The sequence below is a fragment of the Pseudomonas sp. NPDC079367 genome, from assembly GCF_044542195.1.
Classification (GTDB): Bacteria; Pseudomonadota; Gammaproteobacteria; order Pseudomonadales; family Pseudomonadaceae; genus Aquipseudomonas.
This window is the reverse complement of record NZ_JBITTW010000009.1, coordinates 33,633-54,879: the sequence shown is the minus strand read 5'-3', so window position 1 is coordinate 54,879 and position 21,247 is coordinate 33,633. Positions and strand designations below refer to the sequence as shown.

At 61.4% G+C, this 21,247-nt stretch carries 12 protein-coding genes; 5 read left to right on the top strand and 7 right to left on the bottom strand.

All coding sequences use genetic code 11. From position 1 onward, the window contains the following. Positions 1 to 10: 10 nt before the first annotated feature. Complete coding sequence (locus ACIGDJ_RS11070) at positions 11 to 433, bottom strand: YybH family protein (RefSeq protein WP_397478389.1); 423 nt, start codon at positions 431 to 433, stop codon at positions 11 to 13. A gap of 10 nt (positions 434 to 443) precedes the next feature. Continuing rightward, entirely contained in the window at positions 444 to 1,394 is a 951-nt protein-coding gene (gene speB, locus ACIGDJ_RS11065) for an agmatinase (protein WP_101158587.1), read from the bottom strand. Positions 1,395 to 1,696: 302 nt separating this feature from the next. Between speB and ACIGDJ_RS11060 the strand changes: the two genes are divergently transcribed. Both ACIGDJ_RS11060 and ACIGDJ_RS11055 read left to right on the top strand, forming a co-directional pair. Next, positions 1,697 to 2,590 (top strand): LysR family transcriptional regulator, encoded by an 894-nt coding sequence (locus ACIGDJ_RS11060; RefSeq protein WP_007956593.1) that lies wholly within the window; start codon positions 1,697 to 1,699, stop codon positions 2,588 to 2,590. A gap of 6 nt (positions 2,591 to 2,596) precedes the next feature. Next, entirely contained in the window at positions 2,597 to 3,193 is a 597-nt protein-coding gene (locus ACIGDJ_RS11055; protein ID WP_397478388.1) for a tRNA-uridine aminocarboxypropyltransferase, read from the top strand. 121 nt (positions 3,194 to 3,314) lie between these two features. Here ACIGDJ_RS11055 and ACIGDJ_RS11050 read toward each other — a convergent pair whose 3' ends face one another. The 3 genes from ACIGDJ_RS11050 to ACIGDJ_RS11040 all read right to left on the bottom strand — a co-directional run bounded on the left by ACIGDJ_RS11050 (position 3,315) and on the right by ACIGDJ_RS11040 (position 8,383). Continuing rightward, on the bottom strand, positions 3,315 to 4,676 hold the full coding sequence (locus ACIGDJ_RS11050) for an HlyD family type I secretion periplasmic adaptor subunit (protein ID WP_101158589.1): 1,362 nt from the start codon (positions 4,674 to 4,676) through the stop codon (positions 3,315 to 3,317). A 10-nt stretch (positions 4,677 to 4,686) separates the two neighbouring features. Next, positions 4,687 to 6,846 (bottom strand): type I secretion system permease/ATPase, encoded by a 2,160-nt coding sequence (locus ACIGDJ_RS11045; protein ID WP_397478387.1) that lies wholly within the window; start codon positions 6,844 to 6,846, stop codon positions 4,687 to 4,689. A gap of 178 nt (positions 6,847 to 7,024) precedes the next feature. Beyond that, positions 7,025 to 8,383, bottom strand: coding sequence for a TolC family outer membrane protein (locus ACIGDJ_RS11040; protein ID WP_039761048.1), 1,359 nt, complete (start codon positions 8,381 to 8,383; stop codon positions 7,025 to 7,027). Between the two features lie 530 nt (positions 8,384 to 8,913). Between ACIGDJ_RS11040 and ACIGDJ_RS11035 the strand changes: the two genes are divergently transcribed. Next, entirely contained in the window at positions 8,914 to 16,770 is a 7,857-nt protein-coding gene (locus tag ACIGDJ_RS11035) for a retention module-containing protein (RefSeq protein ID WP_397478386.1), read from the top strand. A gap of 296 nt (positions 16,771 to 17,066) precedes the next feature. On the opposite strand, the gene ACIGDJ_RS11030 is transcribed toward ACIGDJ_RS11035, so the two are convergent. Together ACIGDJ_RS11030 and ACIGDJ_RS11025 are read right to left on the bottom strand one after the other, a co-directional pair. Beyond that, positions 17,067 to 17,462 (bottom strand): YbaN family protein, encoded by a 396-nt coding sequence (locus ACIGDJ_RS11030; RefSeq protein WP_312996593.1) that lies wholly within the window; start codon positions 17,460 to 17,462, stop codon positions 17,067 to 17,069. Between the two features lie 10 nt (positions 17,463 to 17,472). Beyond that, the gene (locus tag ACIGDJ_RS11025) at positions 17,473 to 18,060 is read right to left on the bottom strand and encodes a YecA family protein (protein ID WP_101158594.1); all 588 of its coding nucleotides are present in this window, start codon (positions 18,058 to 18,060) and stop codon (positions 17,473 to 17,475) included. Between the two features lie 404 nt (positions 18,061 to 18,464). Between ACIGDJ_RS11025 and recQ the strand changes: the two genes are divergently transcribed. Both recQ and ACIGDJ_RS11015 read left to right on the top strand, forming a co-directional pair. After that, positions 18,465 to 20,594 carry a DNA helicase RecQ gene (gene recQ / locus ACIGDJ_RS11020; RefSeq protein ID WP_397478385.1) on the top strand — a complete coding sequence of 710 codons (2,130 nt, stop codon included), beginning with the start codon at positions 18,465 to 18,467 and terminating at the stop codon, positions 20,592 to 20,594. Between the two features lie 132 nt (positions 20,595 to 20,726). Continuing rightward, positions 20,727 to 21,161: a MarR family transcriptional regulator gene (locus ACIGDJ_RS11015; RefSeq protein WP_016771142.1), complete on the top strand. Its 435-nt coding sequence runs from the start codon at positions 20,727 to 20,729 to the stop codon at positions 21,159 to 21,161. Positions 21,162 to 21,247 lie beyond the last annotated feature (86 nt).

Genomic DNA, 21,247 nt, shown 5'->3' with positions numbered 1-21,247 from the left:
TCACCATTGGCTAAGGGGGTGGCAGCCCTTCCGGCATTGCGGACAAATGTTCGTGACAGGCCAGCCATAGGCCTTGTTGTTCTAGGCTCGACGCTTGTTTGCGGAAAACAATCGTCTCGCGCTCCTGGCTGAAGTGTTGCTCCCCTTGCATGCGCAGCTCGGTGGCCACGTCATGGATGAAAATCGCCACGTCACCCTGCAGGCTGACAAAGGCGTTGCTCGAGGTGCACGACAGCACCTCGAAACCATCATCGGCGCGCCAGCGATCCCACAACGCCTGATAGGCATCGCGCGACAGCAGTGGCTGTTCGAGGGTGTAGAAAACGAAGCTCGCATCGGCGCTGAATGCACCGAAGTAAGCTTCGCGATCGTTACGCGCAAACGCGGCAACCAACTCGGCGGCCGCGTGCAAAACCTGATCACGTGCGTGCATGACCGGCCCCTCAGCGGTGAACCACGCCAGGCAGTACGCAGAGCATTTCGTACAGCAGGTTGGCGGCCAGCAGCGAGGTATTGCCGGTGGTGTCGTAAGCGGGCGAGACTTCTACCAGATCGCAGCCGATCAGGTCGAGGCCCTGACAGCCACGGACGATTTCAATCGCCTGAATGGTGGTCAGCCCGCCGATTTCCGGGGTGCCGGTGCCGGGCGCCCAGGCCGGGTCGATGCCGTCGATGTCGAAACTCAGATACACCGGACCGCCACCGACTTTTTCGCGCACTTCGGCCATCAGCGGCGCCAGCGACTTGTGCCAGCACTCTTCGGCCTGGACCACGCGAAAGCCCTGGTCGCGACTCCAGTTGAAGTCGTCAGCGGTGTAACCCTGCGCACGCAAACCGATCTGTACCACGCGGTTGCAATCGAGCAGACCTTCTTCGACGGCGCGACGGAACGTGGTGCCGTGGGCGATTTTCTCACCGAACATGTGGTCGTTGACGTCAGCGTGCGCATCGATGTGCACCAGACCAACCTTGCCGTGCTTCTTATGAATCGCACGCAGGATCGGCAGGGTGATGGTGTGGTCGCCGCCCAGGGTCATCGGAATGACGTTGTGCTCGAGGATGTTGTCGTAGGCTTCTTCGATAATGCGCACGGCGTCGAGCAGGTTGAAGGTGTTGATCGCCACGTCACCGATATCGGCCACCGACAGCGAGTCGAACGGCGCGGCGCCGGTGGCCATGTTGTACGGACGGATCATCACCGATTCGGTGCGGATGTCGCGCGGCCCGAAGCGAGTGCCGGGGCGCAGTGAAGTGCCGATGTCCAGCGGCACGCCAACGAAGGCAGCGTCCAGACCGGCAGCGGTAGGTACATGGGGAAGTCGGAGCATGGTGGCGATGCCGCCGAAGCGCGGCATTTCGTTGCCGCCCAGTGGTTGGTGAAGAATCTTGTCCACGGGTAGGGCCTCATCGTCTTTGTTTTATTTATGCCGGCGCGCCGTGGAGCACAGGTTCGGACGCCGCTGTGGGGCCGATGATGCGAAATGTAGTGGCGGGGAAGAATCGCTACGGGCAAAAACTTAGTTCAGATTTTTCTAAACTAATGCCGAGGCCGGGGATAGACTCTTACGTACTGAAATATCCCTGTAGGAGCTGCCGAAGGCTGCGATCTTTTGATTTTGACCCTATAAACAAAGATCAAAAGATCGCCGCCTTCGGCAGCTCCTACAGGGGAGAAGTCCGATGTTTGGAGAGCCGCATGGCCAACGCTTTACCCGACCTGAAACTCCTGCGCATCTTCGTCAGCGTCGTGCGCCATCAGGGTTTTGCCAATGCGCAGCAGGAACTCAACCTGTCGACCTCGGCGATCAGCACTTACATGAGCCAGCTCGAAGCCGCGTTGGGTCTGGTGCTGTGCCATCGCGGGCGTGGCGGGTTCAGCCTGACCAGCAAGGGCGAGCTGTTCCATCAGGAAACCCTGCGCCTGCTCGCCGAGCTCGAAGGCTTCGAGCAATACGCCGCCGCGCTCAAGGGCGAACTGCGCGGCACGCTCAATCTGGGGGTGATCGATTCCACGGTCAGCGACAAGGCCCTGCCATTTGCCGAAGCCATCGGCGCTTACAGTCAAGAGCACCCGGCGGTGCATTTGCATCTGTCGGTGATGAGCCCTTATGAATTGCAGCTCGGCGTGCAGGACAATCGCCTCGATCTGGCCATCGGTGCGTTTTCCACGCGCATGAGCGGTCTGGTCTATATGCCGCTGTACCGCGAGCAGCACTGGCTGTATTGCAGCAGCCGCCATCCATTGTTCAACGAGCGGCGCATCCCCGAGCAGGTCATCACTCAGCAACGCATGGTCGGGCGCGGCTACTGGAGCCAGGCGGAACTGGCCCGGCACGGTTTCAAACACAGCGCCGCGACCGTGGAAAGCATGGAAGCTCAGCTGATTCTGGTGCTCTCCGGCGCGTACATCGGTTATCTGCCGGAACACTACGCGCAGGCCTGGGCCGACAAGGGTGATCTGCGTGTTTTGCTGCCGGCGACCTTCGGTTATCAGGCGCCGTTTTCGATGATCATGCGCAGGGGCCGCAGTCGCGAGCCGCTGATCCAGACCTTTCGCGATTTGCTCAAAGCGCAATTGAATCAGGCGTAACCCATCATGTCCCGAGCCCAATGCCCGCGCTGCCTGCGCCCCCAGACCCATTGCCTGTGCGCGCTGATTCCGCACCTCGACAGCCGCACCCGAGTATTGCTGCTGCAGCATCCGAGCGAGGTCAGTCACGCGCTCTATACGGCGCGACTGGCGGTGTTGGGGCTGAGCAATGCCGAGCTGATTGTTGGTGAGGTGTTCGACGATTTGCCGACGCTGTTGAACCGGCCGGGTTATCGGGCGCGCTTGCTGTTCCCGGCTGAGGATGCGCAGCCGTTGCAGGCTTACGATGAATCCGATGAACCGGTGTTGCTGGTGGTGCCCGACGGCACCTGGCGCAAGGCACGCAAGATGTTGCATCTCAACCCGCTGTTGGCCGCGTTGCCACGGGTGACTTTGGCTGAAGGCGGGGTGTCGCGCTATCGCTTGCGCAAGGCACCGGGGCCAGGGGCGTTGTCGACTATCGAGGCGATCGTGCAGGCACTGGAAACCCTTGAAGCGCCGTCGACGTTTGCGCCGTTGCTCAAACCTTTTGAAGCGCTGATCGACGGGCAGATTGCGGCGATGGGGGAGGAGACTTTTCAGCGCAATCATGGCGATAGATAGGCGTTGTCTGTGCTGGCCTCTTCGCGAGCAAGCCCGCTCCCACATGGATATGCATTCCCCTTGTGGGAGCGGGCTTGCTCGCGAAAGCGCCAGATCCATCACCCCAGCGTCCGGATGATGCCTAGCGCTCGCGCATCGCCTCGGTCCGCGCTTTCAGCACCGGTTTGAGCAGGTAATCCAGTACGCTTTTCTCGCCAGTAATAATGTCCACTGTCGCCACCATTCCCGGGATGATCAGCAGCGGTTTCACATCGCCCCCCAAGTGATTCTTGTCGGTGCGCACCTGAATCAGATAGAAGCTGTTGCCCTTGTCATCGGTAATCGTATCGGCGCCGATCAGCTCAAGTTTGGCGCTCAGCCCGCCATAAATCGTGTAGTCGTAGGCGCTGAACTTGACCATGGCTTTCTGGCCCGGATGCAGGAATGCCACGTCTTGCGGGCGGACCCTGGCTTCGATCAGCAGGTTGTCTTCCAGCGGCACGATTTCGACCATGTCGCTGCCCGGCTGGACCACGCCGCCGATGGTGTTGACCTTCATCTGCTTGATCACCCCGCGTACCGGCGAAGTCACCGTGGTGCGGCTGACGCGGTCATCGATGGCGATGCTCGAGGCGGTGATTTTCGACAGGTCGGTGCGTTTCTCGTTGAGCTCCTTGGCGGCCTCAGAGCGAAAGGTCTGTTCCGACTCGTCGATCTTGCTGCGGATTTCGGCGATGGCTGATTCGGCGCGGGGAATGGCCAGCGTGGTGGCGTTCAGCGAACCACGGATTTCCACCGCGCTGCGTCTGAGCCGGAGGATTTCCACTGGTGAAACCGCGCCGGTTTTCACCAGCGGTTCCGACATGTTCATCTCTTGCTGCAGCAGCGCCAGGCTGGAACTGAATTGGCCTTGCTTGGAGCGAAATTCCGCCAGCTCCTGGGTTTTCTGCCGCAGCTGTTCGCTGAGGGTGCGCTGTTCGCTGGCCAAGCGGCGTTGCCGTTGCTCGTACAGCGAGCGCTCGTCTTCGGCGACTTGCGGCGCCTTGGCGATGACTTCAGCGGAGAGCTTGAAGGGCCGCCCCTCGGCCTCCGCTGACAGCCGTTCGACTTGCGCGGTCAGCGCATACCGGTCGGCCTCACTCTCGCCCTTGTTCGAGCGAAAGCGCGTGTCATCCAGACGCAGCAGGGTGTCGCCCTTGCCGACCATCTGACCTTCGCGAACGAAAATCTCGGTGACGATGCCGCCCTCGAGGTTCTGGATCACCTGAACCTTGCTCGACGGAATCGCCTTGCCTTCGCCCATGGTCACTTCTTCGAGCACGGCGAATTTGGCCCATACCAGTGCTGCGATCAGCAGCGCTGCCGCCAGCCACACGGTAATTCGCGATTTGCGGGGCGAATCCTGCAACGCTGCGCCGGCGGTTTCCGGCATGAACTCGGCTTCGGCGCTTTTGCCGAAACTGTCGAAGTAACCGCGCTTGTTGCTATCGGAGGAAGCAGGCATGGCGTAACTCCTAGACCGCCGCCGAGCCGACACGGCCCTTGCGCAGTGCATCGATGACTGCTTCTTTCGGGCCGTCCGCGACGACCCGGCCGTTGTCCAGCACCAGCAACCGGTCCACCAGGCTCAGCATTGAGGTGCGGTGGGTGACCAGCAGCAGGGTTTTGCCTTGCACCCAGCCATGCAGTTTCTGCCGCAATGCATCTTCGCTGCTGTTGTCCATGGCGCTGGTGGGTTCGTCGAGCAGCATGATCGGCGGATCGAGCAGTAACGCCCGCGCCAGCAACACGGCTTGGCGCTGGCCGCCGGAAAGCAATTGCCCGCGCTCGCCCACCGGTCGGTCGAAGCCTTGCGGATGTTGCCGCGCCAGTTCGGTGACGCCGGTCAGTTCGGCAACCTCAAGCATGCGTGAGTCGCTGATGTAACGCGCGCCCAGGGTCAGGTTGTCGCGCAGGCTGCCGGCCAGCAGCGGCAAGTCGTGGGCGACATAACCGATCTGCTGGCGCAGGTCAGCCACGTCCAGTTGGCGCAGGTCGAGGCCGTCGAGCAGCAGTTGGCCTTGCTCCGCTTCGTAGAAACCCATGACCAGCCGCGCCAATGTGCTTTTGCCCGAGCCGCTGCGACCGATGATGCCGACCCGCTCGCCGGGTTTCAGGCTGAAGCTGACTTCGCACAGCGCCGGCGCATTCTGGCCGTTGTAGTGAAACGTCACGCCGCTGACGTCCAGTGCACCTTGCAACTGCGTGCGTTCCAGCGGCCGTTGTTTGCCGTCGCGTTCCTGTGGCAGGGCCATCAGCGCGTCGGTGCTTTTCATGGTCAGTTGCGCTTGCTGATAGCGGGTGATCAGCCCGGCGATCTGGCCGAGCGGGGCGAGTACGCGGCTGCCAAGCATGTAAGTGGCGACCAGCGCGCCGACGCTGAGGTTGCCGGCGATGATGCTGTAGACCCCGGCGACGATCGTCGCCATCCCGGAAAACTGCTGGATGAACAGCGTGCCGTTGGTGGCTAGCGCCGACAGGTTGCGCGCGTGGCTGTCGAGGCGGGTGAGGGCGCCGTGGGTGCTTTCCCATTTGTGCTGGCGCTCGCTTTCGGCGCCGCAGGCCTTGAGGGTTTCCAGACCGCCGAGGGTTTCGATCAGCACCGCCTGACGCTCGGCGCCGAGGCTCAGGCTTTTTTGCACGGTGTCACGCAGGCGCACCTGAATCGCCATGGCGAAGATGATGGTGATCGGAAACGCCAACAGAGGAATCACCACCAGCCAGCCGCCGAGCAGGCCGATCACTACCAGCATCAACACCACGAAGGGCAAGTCGATCAGACTGGTCAGGGTCACGGCGGTGAGAAATTCACGCAGGCCCTGGAAGTCGTGAATGCTCTGGGCAAAACCGCCGATGGTCGCCGGCCGCGCTTTCATCGACATGCCGGTGATGCGCTCGAACAACGTTGCCGAGAGGATCACATCGGTTTTCTTGCCGGCGGTGTCGAGCAGGTGCGCACGCACCACGCGCAGCACCAGTTCAAAACCGGTGCCGATCAACAGGCCGATCGACAGCACCCACAGCGTCGAGGTCGCCTGATTGGGCACCACGCGATCGTAGGTCTGCATGACGAACAGCGGCACCATCAGGCCCAGCAGGTTGATCAGGAAACTGGCGAGGATCGCATCGCTGTACAGCCATTTCGACAGTTTGAGAGTGTCGCGAAACCACGCGTTTACCCGTGGCACCAGCGGCGCGCGCAGGTCTTCGAGTTCATGGCGCGGGCGGGCGAACAAGGCCTGGCCGCTGTAGTGTTCGCTGAGCTCTTCGCGGCTGACCCATTGCTCGCCGCCGTCGGCTTCGCTGGGCAGCAGCAGGGCTTTGCCGTCCTCGCCAAAACGGCGCAGCACGGCGGTGCGGCCGTCGTTGAGCAGCAACAGGATCGGCAGGTTCAGCGGCGAAATGTCTTTCAAGTCACGGCGCAACAACCGCGCCTGCAAACCGGCCCGCGCTGCTGCGCGGGGCAGCAGATCGAGGCTCAGGCGTTGCTTGTTCAGGGGCAGCCCGGCACTCAGGCTGGCGCGACTGACCGTGGCGCCGTGCAGCTTGCAGAGGATCAGCAGGCCGTCGAGTAACGGGTCGTCGAAGCTCAGGCGCGGATCGACCCCGGTAACGCCGGGTTCCATGCTGGTCATAGTGATTGCCTCTGTTGAACGGGCTCGGTTATCGGATCGTTCCCACGCTCCCGCGTGGGAATGCAGCCCGCGACGCTGCGCGTCACTGGACGCTGCGCGTCACTGGACGCTGCGCGTCCCTTGAGGCATTCCCACGCAGAGCGTGGGAACGATCAAGTGTCCACGGCGCCCATGTGGGTTACTTCAGCTCAGGCAGGCGCGCCTGGTTTTTCACTTCGGTGGTGGCAATCGCATCAGCCGGCAACACCACGCGTTGTTTGCTCAGCAGTTGGCCCATGTTCGCCAGCACGCGGTACATCGAGTATTCCTCGGTGTAGCGGATTTCGGTGTAGCGACGGTTGGCGTTGTACAGCTCGTTTTCGCTGTCGAGCAGGTCGAGCAGGGTGCGCTGGCCGAGGCCGAACTGGTCCTGATAAGCGGCGCGCACGCGTTTGGTGGTTTCGGCGTATTCGCGGGCGGTCGGCGTTTGCTTCTTGGCGTTTTCCATGGCGTTCCAGGCCAGGCGAATATTCTCGTTGAGCTGGCGCAAGGCGTTGTTGCGGATGTCCATCGCCTGGTTGATGTCGTGGGCATTCGCCGCCAGACGAGCCTTGTCGCTGCCGCCACGGAACAGGTTGTAGTTCATCACCACGCCGACACGCCATTCGTTGTCGTGACCTTCGTCGCCCTGCACGTTGTTGTTGGCGCCGACCGCCGCTTCCGCGTCAAAGCGTGGGTAGAACGGCGACTTGGCCACTTCGTACTGGCTCTCGGCGGACTGCACGTCAGCCTGGGCCGATTTCAGGTACGGGTTGTTGTCGACCATGCTCTGCTGCGCTTCACGCAGGTCCGGCGGAAGTTCGCCACGGGTCGAGGCCGGGGTTTCCAGCTCGTCGGGCATGCGTCCGACCACGCTGTAGAAATTCGATTCGGCGTCGGCCAGATCAACTTCGGCGGTGTCGAGGTTGTTCTGCGCCAGTGCACGACGGGCGACCGATTGGTCGGAGTCGGCGGTGCTGCCGATGCCGCGCTCGGTGCGCAGGCCGATCTGATCGTTGACGCGCAAGTGCGCCTGCAGGTTGTTCTTGGCCAGCGTCACCAGTTCACGACGCTTGAGCACTTCAAGGTAGACCTCAATGGTGCGCAGGGCCAGATCCTGCGCGGTGCCTTGCGCGTAGTAGGCGCGCGAGTTGGACACGCCCTTGGTGCGCTCGACCTCGTTGGCGGTGTTGAAGCCGTCGAAGATCATCTGCCGCAGGCGCAGCTCGGACTGGGTGTAGTTGAGAATCTCGGTGTTGTGATTACCGAAAGCGCGAGTGTTGGTGTTGTCGCTGTAGCCGCGACCATAGGCAGCGTTCAAATCGACCGAGGGATAGAACCCGCCCTTGGCCACTTTCACTTGTTCGTCCGCTGACAGGCGCGCGTCCACCCGCGACGCCAGTTCCGGGTGAGTGGCGATGGTGCTTTGGATCGCCTCGGTGAGGTTCATCGCCTGGGCTTGGGAAGTGCAAGCCATGGCCAGCAAAACCGCGCTGCAGAGGGGGGTCAAAACGCGCATGGGTGCATCTCCCTGGATCTCAATGTTGTGTTACCGTCGCCAAATATTTGACGTAATTTTAGGGTGTAAGCGTTTCACTCTTGTAACAACAGAGCTAAGAACATCCTAGAGCGTAGCCAAGAAAAAATTTTCATAAGCCTTATTCCAAAAAAAACTTATGCGGTTTTTCAAAAGCAGCACATTGTTCAGCTCGAAAGCCTTTGTTTTATGCGCTTTAGGGAGCTCCAAAAGGCTTGAGGAAAGTTCCATTCACTTTGCGAGACACTGCGAAGTACTGCTGAAGGGGAGGGACGCGTCACGGCAAATGAGCGACAGATTTTTGTCACTCTGGTGATTCACCGCCGTTACGTAGCGCTAGTGGGTCGATGAATCGAACAGGGTTGGCAAGTGCTTGATAGCGCTGGTAATTCTCTTGATCCGACCTGCGAAACGAACTGCCGAGGGTGCGAGCGTCGCCCCCGGCAACCCGATTGAGCCATGGGCTGCTTCGCGAACCTGTGCCGACGGTGGTCGGCAGCGGAGGATTTCACATGGCAGCGCTCATCGGTACGGTCACAAAAGTCATTGGTCAGGTGTTCGCCCAGGCGGGCGACGGCATCAAGCGTCCGCTGTTCGAGGGCGATCGCCTGTACGGCGGCGATCAACTGATCACCGGCGCGGAAGGTGCGGTGGCGGTGAAACTGCAAAACGGCGAGCAATTGACCCTCGGCCGGGGCAGCAGCATCACCATGACCGGGCAATTGCTGGCCGACCAGGCGGTGCCGGTGAACGTCGCTGAAGCGCAGACCCCGAGCCAGGCGCAACTGACCGATGTCGAGCAAATCCAGAAAGCAATCGCCGCCGGTGAAGACCCCAGTAAAACTGCCGAAGCCACCGCTGCCGGCCCCAACGCGCCGACCGGCAATACCGGTGAACTGGGCGGCGGGCACAGCTTCGTGCTGCTGACCGAAGTCGGCGGCCGAGTCGATCCGAGCATCGGTTTCCCCACCGCCGGCTTCAACGGCATTCCCGAATTTCCCGAGTATCGCCGCGATGCGGACAACGACAATGGCGACGACACGCCGGCGCCGGTCGTGGTGCCACCGACGCCGGTGAACAACCCGGTCATCCTCAACGGTCTCGAAGGGGCGGGCGGCGAGCTGAACCTCAATGAAGCCAATCTGCCTGACGGTACAGCGGCCAATCCGGGCGCGCTGACGCAAAGTGGCAGCTTCACCGTCTCGGCAGCGGATGGCTTGAACAGCCTGAGCATCGGCGGCATCAACGTGATCGTTGGCGGCGTGCCGATCGGCTTTCCCCAGTCGATCACCACGCAACTGGGCAACACCCTGACCATCACCGGTTACAACGCGGCCACTGGCACGGTCAGCTACAGCTACACCCTCACCGACAACGAGACCCACGCGGCCGGCGACGGCGTGAACAACCTCAGCGAACAGTTCACCGTGATCGCCACCGACAGCAATGGCGACAGCGCCACTGGCACGCTGGACGTGAATATCACCGACGACGTGCCCAAAGCGTTTGATGACGCCAACGGCGTTGCCTCGGAAACCGTGCTGACCCTGACCGGCAATGTCCTCACCAATGACATCCAAGGCGCTGACCGCGTACCCACCGGACCGGTCACGCCCGGTACATTCACTGGTACTTACGGCACGTTGATTCTGAACGCCGACGGCACTTACACCTACACGCTAAATACCAGCGACGCCGACTTCAAAAACTTGACCGGCGGCGGCAACGGCACCGAAACCTTCGCCTACACGATCACCGATGCCGACGGCGATACCAGCACTGCCAATCTCGTTTTGCGGATCCACAACAACGACGATCCAGTCACCATCGACGGCCTGAACGTCGCCGGTGGCGAGTTGACGATTTACGAAAAAAACCTCAGCGACGGCAGCGTCCCTGACGCTGGCGCACTGACGCAAAACGGCACGTTCACCATCACCGCGCTGGACGGCGTGACCACGCTGACAGTCGGCGGCATCGCCGTGGTCACCAATGGCGTTGCCGCAGGCTTCCCGCAATCGATCACCACGCCACTGGGCAGCACGCTGACCATTACTGGTTTCAACGCTGCAACCGGTGTGGTCAGTTACAGCTACACCCTGGCCGACAACGAAACGCATCCGAACGCCAATGGCGCGAACAGTCTGCCTGAGCAGTTCGCGGTTACCGTCATCGACGACAACGGGACAACGGCCACCGGCACCCTCGACGTCAACATCGTCGACGACCTGCCGAAAGCCAACGATGACAGCAACGGCACCGCCTCGGAAAATCAACTGACCCTCACCGGCAGTGTCCTCACCAATGACATACAAGGCGCCGACCGCGTACCCACCGGACCGGTCACGCCGGGCACTTTCACCGGTACTTACGGCACCTTGGTTCTGAACGCCGACGGCACCTACACCTACACGCTAAATACCAGCGACGCCGACTTCAAAAACTTGACCGGCGGCGGCAACGGCACCGAAACTTTTGCCTACACGATCACCGATGCCGACGGCGATACCAGCACTGCCAATCTTGTTCTGCAGATCCACAACAACGACGATCCAGTCACCATCGACGGCCTGAACGTCGCCGGCGGAGAGTTGACGGTTTACGAGAAAAACCTAACTGACGGCAGCGCCCCGGATGCTGGCGCGCTGACGCAAAACGGCACGTTTACCATCACCGCGCTGGACGGCGTCAGCACCCTGACTGTCGGTGGAATTGCCGTGGTGACCAATGGCGTGGCCGCAGGTTTCCCGCAATCGATCACCACGCCACTGGGCAGCACGCTGACGATTACTGGTTTCAACGCTGCGACCGGCGTGGTCAGCTATAGCTACACCCTGGCCGACAACGAAACGCATCCGAACGCCAATGGCGCGAACAGTCTGCCTGAGCAGTTCGCGGTTACCGTCATCGACGACAACGGGACAACGGCCACCGGCACCCTCGACGTCAACATCGTCGACGACCTGCCGAAAGCTAACGATGACAGCAACGGCACCGCCTCGGAAAATCAACTGACCCTCACCGGCAATGTCCTCGCCAATGACATACAAGGCGCCGACCGCGTAGCAACAGGCCCGGTTACACCCGGCACTTTCACCGGCACGTTCGGTACCTTGGTTCTGAACGCTGACGGCACCTACACCTACACGCTGAACACCAGCGATGCCGATTTCAAAGCCTTGACCGGCGGCGGTAACGGCACCGAAACTTTTGCCTACACGATCACCGATGCCGACGGCGATACCAGCACTGCCAATCTTGTTCTGCAGATTCACAACAACGATGATCCGGTGCTGCTCAATGGCCTCGACGTCAACGGTGGCGAACTGACGGTCTACGAAAAAAACCTCAGCGACGGCACCAGCCCCAACACCCCGGCGCTGACCCAGAACGGCACTTTCACCGTCAGCGCTCTCGATGGTCTGCAGACCCTCACAGTCGGTGGCATTGCCGTGATCACCAATGGCGCGGCCGCAGGGTTTCCGCAATCAGTGATCACGCCGCTTGGCAGCACCTTGACCATCAGCGGTTATGACCCGGCGACCGGCGTGGTCAGCTACAGCTACACCCTGGCCGACAACGAAGCTCATCCAACCGCCAACGGCGCCAACAGCCTCACTGAGAACTTCGACGTCGTCGCGACGGACACCGATGGCAGTACCGCCAGCGGCCAGATCAACGTCAATATCGTCGATGATTTGCCGACCGCGCATGCGGACGCGGCTTCGGTGGCGGAGGGCGGTACTGTCAGCGGTAACGTACTCAACAACGATGTCGGCGGCGCGGATGGCCCGGCGATTACCGGCGCAGTGGTCGGCGTGCGCGCCGGTGCCGACACCTCGACTTCGGCCATCGGCGGGCTCAATTCGCAGATCAACGGCACCTACGGCTACCTCACGCTTGATGCCAACGGCAACGCCGTTTATCACAGCAATCCCAACGCGGTGAACGGTCCGGGTGCGGTGGATGTGTTCACCTACACCGTGCGCGATTCCGATGGTGATGAAAGCACCACGACGATCACCATCGACGTCTATAACAGCTGCCTGAAAGCGGTCAGCGACACTGACGTCACCGTCTACGAAAAAGCCCTCGACCTGAACCAGGATGGCCAGGATCTGGCAGCGGGCAGTGTGGTCGGCAGCGATCCGAACAGCACTGGCGAAACCGCTTCCGGCACCCTGGTCGGCTCGGTTACCGGCGCGGTCGGCGCGATCAGTTATGCGCTGGTCGGCAGCGCCACCGGCAATTACGGGCAGATCGTGCTCAACGCCAATGGCACTTACACCTACACCCTGACCTCGCCGGCGACCACCACGCCGCACGCCGACGACGGCGCCAACAGCCTGAGCGAAACCTTCACCTATCAGGCCACCGATTCGCTGGGCAATGTCGTCACCAGCAGTATTGTCGTGAGCATCGTCGATGACGTGCCGAAAGCGCTGAACGACAGCAATGCCGACAACGCGACCGAAGCGCAATTGACCCTGACTGGCAATGTCCTCGACAACGACGTGCAAGGCGCCGATCGCGTCGCCAGCGGCCCGGTGACCGCCGGTACTTTCACTGGCACTTACGGCACGCTGGTACTTAACGCCAACGGCACTTACACCTACACGCTGGACGTTAACGACGCCGACTTCAACAACCTCCACGGCGGCGGCAACGGCACTGAAACCTTCGCCTACACGATCACCGACTCCGACGGCGACACCAGCACCGCCAACCTTGTGCTGAACATTCACAACAACGACGACCCGGTGTGTCTCGACGGCCTCAACGTGAAGGGCGGCGAACTCACCGTCTACGAGAGGAACCTCAGCGACGGCAGCAGCCCCAACACCTCGGCGCTGACCCAGAGCGGCAGCTTCACCGTCACCGCGCTTGATGGCCTGCAAACATTGACGGTCGGCGGCATTGCCGTGGTCAGCAATGGCGTCGCCGCCGGTTTGCCACAGTCGGTGGTCTCGCCGCTGGGCAGTACGTTCACCATCACCGGTTACGACCCGGCCACCGGCGTGGTCAGCTACAGCTACACCCTGGTCGACAACGAAGCCCATCCAGACGCCAACGGTGCCAACAGCCTCAGCGAGAATTTCGCGGTGGTCGCCACAGACACCGACGGCAGCACGGCCAGCGGTCAGATCAACGTCAACATCGTTGATGACCTGCCGACAGCGCACGCAGATGCCACTTCGGTGGAGGAGGGCGGAACCGTCAGTGGAAACGTGCTCGAAAACGATATAGGCGGGGCTGACGGCCCGGCAGTTTCCGGTGCCGTGATCGGCGTGCGTGCCGGCGCCGATACGTCTACTTCTGCCATTGGCGGTTTGAACTCACAAATCAACGGCAGCTACGGCTACCTCACCCTCGATGCCAACGGCAACGCCGTTTATCACAGCAATCCCAACGCGGTGAACGCCCCGGGCGCGGTTGACGTATTCACCTACACCGTGCGCGATTCCGATGGCGACGAAAGCACCACCACCCTCACCATTGATGTGCACAACAGCTGCCTGGTCGCCGTCGGCGACACCGACGTCACGGTTTACGAAAAAGCCCTCGACCTGAGCAAGGATGGCGCCGATCTGGCTCCCGGCACGGTCACCGGCAGCGAACCGGGCAACACCGGCGAAACCGCCAGCGGCACGCTGGTGGGTTCCCTCAGTGGCGGCAGCGGCGCGATCACTTATACGTTGGTCGGCAACGCCACCGGCAGCTACGGACAACTGCAGCTCAACGCCGACGGCACCTACACCTACACGCTGACCTCCGCGCCGAAAACCGCGCCGAACGCCAGCGACGGGGCCAATACCCTCAGCGAAACGTTCACCTACCAAGCCACCGATGCACTGGGCAACAGCACCACCAGCACCCTTGTGGTCAACATCGTTGACGATGTACCGAAAGCCGTTGCTTCGGATCGCTCGGTGACGGCGGTGGAGATCGATTCCAACGTGCTCATCGTCCTCGACATTTCCGGCAGCATGGCCGATGCCTCTGGCGTGCCGGGCCTGTCGCGGCTGGCGCTGGCCAAGCAGGCGATTGGTGCCTTGCTCGACAAGTACGATGATCTGGGCGATGTGAAAGTGCAGTTGGTGACATTCAGCAGCAATGCTGCCGACCGCACCACCGTGTGGGTGGATGTGGCCACCGCCAAGACGCTGCTCGCGGGTCTGAATGCCGGCGGCGGCACCAACTACGACGCCGCCGTGGCGGTGATGCAGACCGCGTTCAACACCTCCGGCAAACTCACCGGGGCGCAGAACGTCGGCTACTTCTTCTCCGACGGCAAGCCCAACGAGGGTGACATCGGCACGGCTGACGAAGCCGCGCTGAAAAACTTCCTCGACGCCAACAACATCAAAAACTACGCCATTGGACTGGGCAGTGGCGTGAGCAACGCCAACCTCGATCCGCTGGCCTACGACGGCATCAATCACACCGACACCAATGCGGTGGTGGTCACCGATCTCAATCAGCTCAACTCGGTATTGTCCGGCACCGTGCAGGGCGCGCCGGTCACCGGTTCGCTGCTGGGCGAGGGCGGTTCGTTCGGTGCCGATGGCGGTTTCATCAAGTCCATCGTCGTCGACGGCACCAGCTACACCTACGATCCGAAGGCCCTCAGCGGCCAGGGTTCGTTGACCGCGAGCGGCGGCGCCAACCACGGCACCTTCAACACGGCGAACAACACGGTCAGCATCGCCACCAACAATAGCGGCACCTTGGTGGTCAACCTCGACACCGGCGAATACAGCTACACCTCGCAGAAAACCACGGCGGTGGTGATCACCGAAAACATCGGTTTCACCGTCAGTGACAACGACGGCGATCTGGCCAGCTCCACGCTGACGGTGAAAGTGATCCCCAACGCGCCGCCGGTGGCGATGGACGATCACGTCATCACCAATGTGCTGTCCGGCAACATCGTGGTGCCGGGCGAGCTGCTGCTTGCCAATGACACCGATCCGAACGGCGATGCACTCAACGCCACGCCAACCAGCTTCAATACGGGCTGGGTATCGAAAGCAGCGGACTTCACCGGCACCGGTCTGATCGGTTTCACCGGGCAGCCCAATAATGCGGCCAACCAGAACCTGGCCAACGTGCGCAGCGCCTTCAGCGCCAATGCCGCGACGATGACCGCCGTGCTGGTAGTCAGCGGTTATCTCGGCATGGTGAGCAACAGCAATGCCAATGATGAAGATCGCATCACCGTCAATCTGCGTCAGGGCGAAACCCTCAATCTGGATCACAATCTGAGTGCCGGCAAGATCAGCATGGAGTACTCGCTCAACGGTGGCGCCTACGCCGCGCTGGCGGACGGGCAAACGCTCACCGCCTCGGCGGACGGCATCTACCAGATCCACATCACCAATATTGGTAACGGCGGCGGCAACCCCAACGCCGCAGAGAACTACCAACTGACAATGACCCTTGACTACGCCGGGGCCCACGACATCACGCCGGACTACCATGGCACCTACACCGCCAACGACAACCACGGCGGCAGCGATACGGCCAGTCTCAGCATCAGCTATCAGGACGGCCACACCCTGACCGGCACCGCCAGCGACGATGTGCTGGTGGCGGGCAGCGGCAATAACGTGATCAATGCCGGCGACGGCAATGACGTGCTCAGCGCTGGCTCCGGCAATAACGAAATGCACGGCGGCGCCGGCAACGATTTGCTTTACAGCGGCGCCGGCAATGATCTGCTCGACGGCGGCACCGGCAGCGACACGGCCAGCTACGCCCATGCCACAGCCGCGGTCACCGTCAACCTCGGCCTGCTAGGTGCGCAAAACACCCTCGGCGCCGGCACCGACACCCTGACCGGCATCGAAAACCTGCTCGGCTCGAACTTCAACGACAGCCTCACCGGCGACGCCAACAACAACGTGATCAACGGGGGGCTCGGCAACGACTTCCTCAACGGTGGCGCCGGCGATGACTTGCTGATCGGTGGCATGGGCAACAACACTCTGACCGGCGGAGCAGGGGCGGACACCTTCCAGTGGCTCAAGGGCAACAGCGGCCACGACCTGATCACCGATTTCACCCCCGGCACCGACAAGCTCGACCTGTCGCAACTGCTGCAAGGCGAAAATGCCAGCACCGCGTCGCTGGATGACTATTTGCACTTCACTGTCAGTGGCAGCGGCGCCTCGGTGATGACCAGCATCGACGTCAGCGCCATGGCCGGCGCCACGCCGAACCAGACCATCGATCTCGCTGGCGTCAACCTTGCCAGCCACTACGGCGTGACCCCGGGCGCAGGCGGCATGATTGCCAGCGGCCACGACACGGCGACGATCATCAGCGGCATGCTCAATGATCATTCGTTGAAAGTCGATACCGTTTGATCTGAAGTCTGAAACAGCAAACCCGCCGCCCCGGTTGGAGGGACGGCGGGTTTTTTCTGTGTGTAGGCATGTATTGCCTGTCAGTCAGCCTTCGCGGGCAAGCCCGCTCCCACGGAGATGAGCGGCGGCCACAAATCTTTTGTCACACCACAGAACCTGTGGGAGCGGGCTTGCCCGCGAAGAGGCCGGAATTGACACCGCAGGACTCAGCTGACTGTCATCCCGATTGCGGCAACTCCAGATTATCCAGCACCCGATTCACCGCCAGTTCGCCAAGCATGAGCAACTGCGATTTATCAGGATTTACGCAATGTCTTCTGCCGCAAAATATAAACCGTTACCAACACCGCACTGGTCAGCATGAACCCCCGCGCCCACATCAACGGCACCAGATAACACGAGAACAGAATGCTCACCCACATCAGCCCGATCGCGTAGACCTTGCCTTTGAGCGGAATGCCGTTGCCTTCGAGGTAGTCGCGAATCCATGGCCCCAGTCGTGGATGCTCGACCAGCCAGCGATAGAAGCGCGGAGAGCTGCGCGCAAAGCAAGCTGCAGCAAGCAGAAGGAAAGGAGTGGTGGGCAGGACCGGCAGGAAGATGCCGATCACCCCCAATGCCACGCTGAGCCAGCCGATGGCCAGCAGGGCGTAGCGCAACATCAGGGGGCGGTTGCCTATGGGATTGTCCATAGGCCGGATCTTAGTGGTGGCGTGGCTTGAGGATCGCCGGTTTTTCGTCGGGCGCCTGGCACAGCAGGTACAGCGCGGTCAGGGCTTCCGGGATCTGTACGATCATGTCGTCCATCAGGTTGGCGTCCTTGGCGATGTCCTCGAACTCAGGCTGCTCGTCGAACAGACCGGAACCGACCATGATCGGCAGGAGCATTTCGCTGACTTCTTCTTCGGCGGTTTCGAACCAGGCGGCTTCGCGCAGGAACACACCTTCCATGAAACCGATGCACCAACCGCGCAGTTCGGAATCGTCCGGCTCTTCGCCCAGATCCAGTTCGCAAGGCAGTTCGAATTCTTCATCCGAGGCCAGTTGACGAGCGATATGCGCTTTGAGGCCGATCAGTGTGGCTTCGATTTCGGCACGCTGGGCTTCGTCGGCGTAATGCGGCTCTTCGGCGAACAGCGCGTCGATCCACTCGCGCTCCGGGACGTCTTCGGAGCAGATCGACAGCGCGGTCAGGTAACCGTGGGCGGCGACGTAATCCAGCGCCTCGTCGTGCAGCTCGTCGGCGTCGAGGAAGACTTGCAGGCGGGTCAGTTGCTCAGCGAAGGACATTACGGGGCTACCTTGGGGAATAAACAATGCGGGAATTCTAGGCCTTCTTGCGCGCTCTAGCCAGCCGCTTGGCAGATTTGCCCAATTACCGGACTTACTGGAAAGGGTGAATAGCCTGTGGGAGCGGGCTTGCTCGCGAAGACGGTGTGTCAGGCACTTTTGCATCGACTGACCCGCCGCTTGCGCGAGCAAGCGCGCTCTCACCGGGTTTTGTGCGTGGCAGGTTTATCAGTGTCTTCTCAGCGGCACCCTCTGCGGCAAAGGCCTCGGGTATACTGCCGCGTTTTGCGATCCCTGCTGGCGCTGCGCTGGTCATGCAACGTGTTCTTACGTTTTGTTTAAGCAGCCGAGGCTGCTCTGAACCAGCCTGAGCAGGGATGTATCGGTAGATTTTTGGAGTTTTTATGCTCGAACAGGCTCAACGCGTCCTCAAGGACATCTTCGGCTACGACAGTTTCCGTGGCCGTCAGGGTGCGATCATTGAGCGCGTGGCCAGCGGCGGTGATGCGCTGGTGCTGATGCCTACCGGTGGCGGCAAGTCCTTGTGCTTTCAGGTGCCGGCGCTGCTGCGCGAGGGTCTGGCGGTGGTGGTTTCGCCGTTGATCGCTCTGATGGACGATCAGGTCGCCACCCTTGAAGAACTGGGCGTGGCCGCTGCCGCGTTGAACTCCACGCTGAGCGCTGAACAGCAGCGTGATCTCGCTGTGCGGATCAAGCGCGGCGAAGTGAAAATGCTCTATCTTGCCCCCGAGCGTCTGGTCCAGCCGCGCATGCTGGCGTTCCTGCAAAGCCTGGAAATCGCTTTGTTCGCCATCGACGAAGCGCATTGCGTGTCGCAATGGGGCCACGACTTCCGCCGCGAATACCTGCAACTGGGCCAATTGGCGGAACTGTTCCCCAACGTTCCGCGCATTGCCCTGACTGCGACCGCCGACAAGCGCACCCGCGAAGAAATCGTCGATCGCCTGCACCTGCAGAATGCCGAGCGCTTCCTGTCGAGCTTCGACCGCCCGAACATTTTCTACCGCATCGTCCCGAAAGAGCAGCCGCGCAAGCAATTGCTGGCGTTCCTCGCCGAGCGGCGCAGCGACGCCGGCATTGTTTATTGCCTGTCGCGCAAGAAGGTCGAAGAAGTTGCGGCATTCCTCAGCGAGCAGGGCTTCCCTGCGCTGCCGTATCACGCCGGTCTGCCGAATGATCTGCGCGCCTACCATCAGAAGCGCTTCCTTAACGAGGAAGGCCTGATCATGGTCGCCACGGTGGCGTTCGGCATGGGCATCGACAAGCCCAACGTGCGCTTTGTCGCGCACCTCGATCTGCCGAAATCCCTCGAGGCGTATTACCAGGAAACCGGACGTGGCGGCCGTGACGGTCTGCCGGCGGACGCGTGGATGGCCTACGGCCTGCAAGACGTGGTGATGCTCAAACAGATGCTGCAGAACTCCGAAGGCGACGAACGGCACAAGCGTCTGGAGCAGCACAAACTCGACGCCATGCTCTCGCTGTGCGAAGAAACCCGCTGCCGCCGGCAGGCATTGCTGGCCTATTTCGACGAAGACATGCCCGAGCCGTGCGGGCATTGCGACAACTGTGTCGACGGCGTGCAGACCTGGGATGCCACCGAGCCGGCGCGCCAGGCCTTGTCGGCGATTTTCCGTACCGGCCAGCGTTACGGTGTCGGCCATCTGGTCGATGTGCTACTGGGCAAGGACAACGAAAAGGTACGCAGCTTTGGCCACCAGCACCTGTCGGTGTTTGGCGTGGGCAAGGCGTTGAGCGAGAGCGAGTGGCGCTCGCTGTTCCGCCAGTTGGTGGCGCGTGGGTTGGCCGATGTCGATCACGAGGGTTATGGCGGTCTGCGCTTGAATGACAGTTGCCGGCCGCTGCTCAAAGGCGAAGTGAAACTGGAACTGCGCCGCGACCTGAAACCACAAGTCACCGCCAAAACCGGCAGCAAGAGCCAGGCCAGCCAACTGGTGCGCGGCGAGGAACGCGAACAGTGGGAAGCCTTGCGCGCGTTGCGGCGCAAGCTCGCCGAAGAACACGGCGTGCCGCCATACGTCATCTTCCCCGACTCGACCCTGTTGGAAATGCTCCGCAGCCAGCCAACCTCGCTGGCGGAAATGGCCACGGTCAGCGGCGTCGGCGCGCGCAAGCTGGAACGCTACGGCGAAGCTTTCCTCGAAGTGCTCGGCGGCGAGGCCGAAGCGCCGAAAGTGGTGGCCGACGTCCGTCACGAACTGATCACCCTCGCGCGCGCGGGCATGACGCCGCTGCAGATCGCCGGGCAACTGCAGTGCTCGGAAAAGAACGTCTACGCGATGCTCGCTGAAGCCATCGGCAAGCAGCAATTGTCGCTTGAGCAGGCGTTGGACTTGCCTGAGGAACTGATGGGCGAAGTACAGGACGCGTTTCTCGATGGCGAGGGCGAGTTGCCGTCCGTCGCCGAAGTGGCCGAGTTGTTCGCCGGGCGCGTGCCGGAAGGTGTGCTTTATTGTGTGCGGGCGGCGTTGCAGTCTGAATTCGAGATGTGAAGCGACGTTTGCGCCAAGCCCCGTTCAGTTGTAACGATTCAGTACAGAGCCACCCTTGCCTATAACTGCCGCTCATGCTTAGCTGACTAATAATTAGATTTTCCGTATTTTCAGTCTAACCGTGAGTGTTTTATGCCGTTAACCGATCAACATCGCTTTGGTATGCAACTGGCCCAGATGTCCCGTGGCTGGCGTGCCGAACTGGATCGTCGTCTCGCCGGGCTGGGCCTGTCGCAGGCGCGCTGGCTGGTACTGCTGCATCTGGCGCGCTTTGAAGAGGCGCCGACCCAACGCGAACTGGCGCAAAGTGTCGGCGTCGAAGGTCCGACTCTGGCGCGCTTGCTCGATAGTCTGGAAAACCAGGGACTGGTGCAACGCCAGTCAGTGATGGAAGACCGTCGGGCGAAAAAAATCGTGCTCTGCGCACCCGCTCTACCTCTGATCGAACAAATCGAAACGATTGCCACGCAACTGCGCCACGAATTATTCGAAGGCGTCGACGAGGCGGATTTAAAGGTGTGCATGCGCGTGCACGGGCACATTCTGGCCAATCTGGAAAAATCCTGAGGCACATCCCAACGCCGATTTTTTGAGAGATCGCTCTGAGCCGACTATAAGAACTACTGGGCAATATCGTGTTCGTACCGGATGTG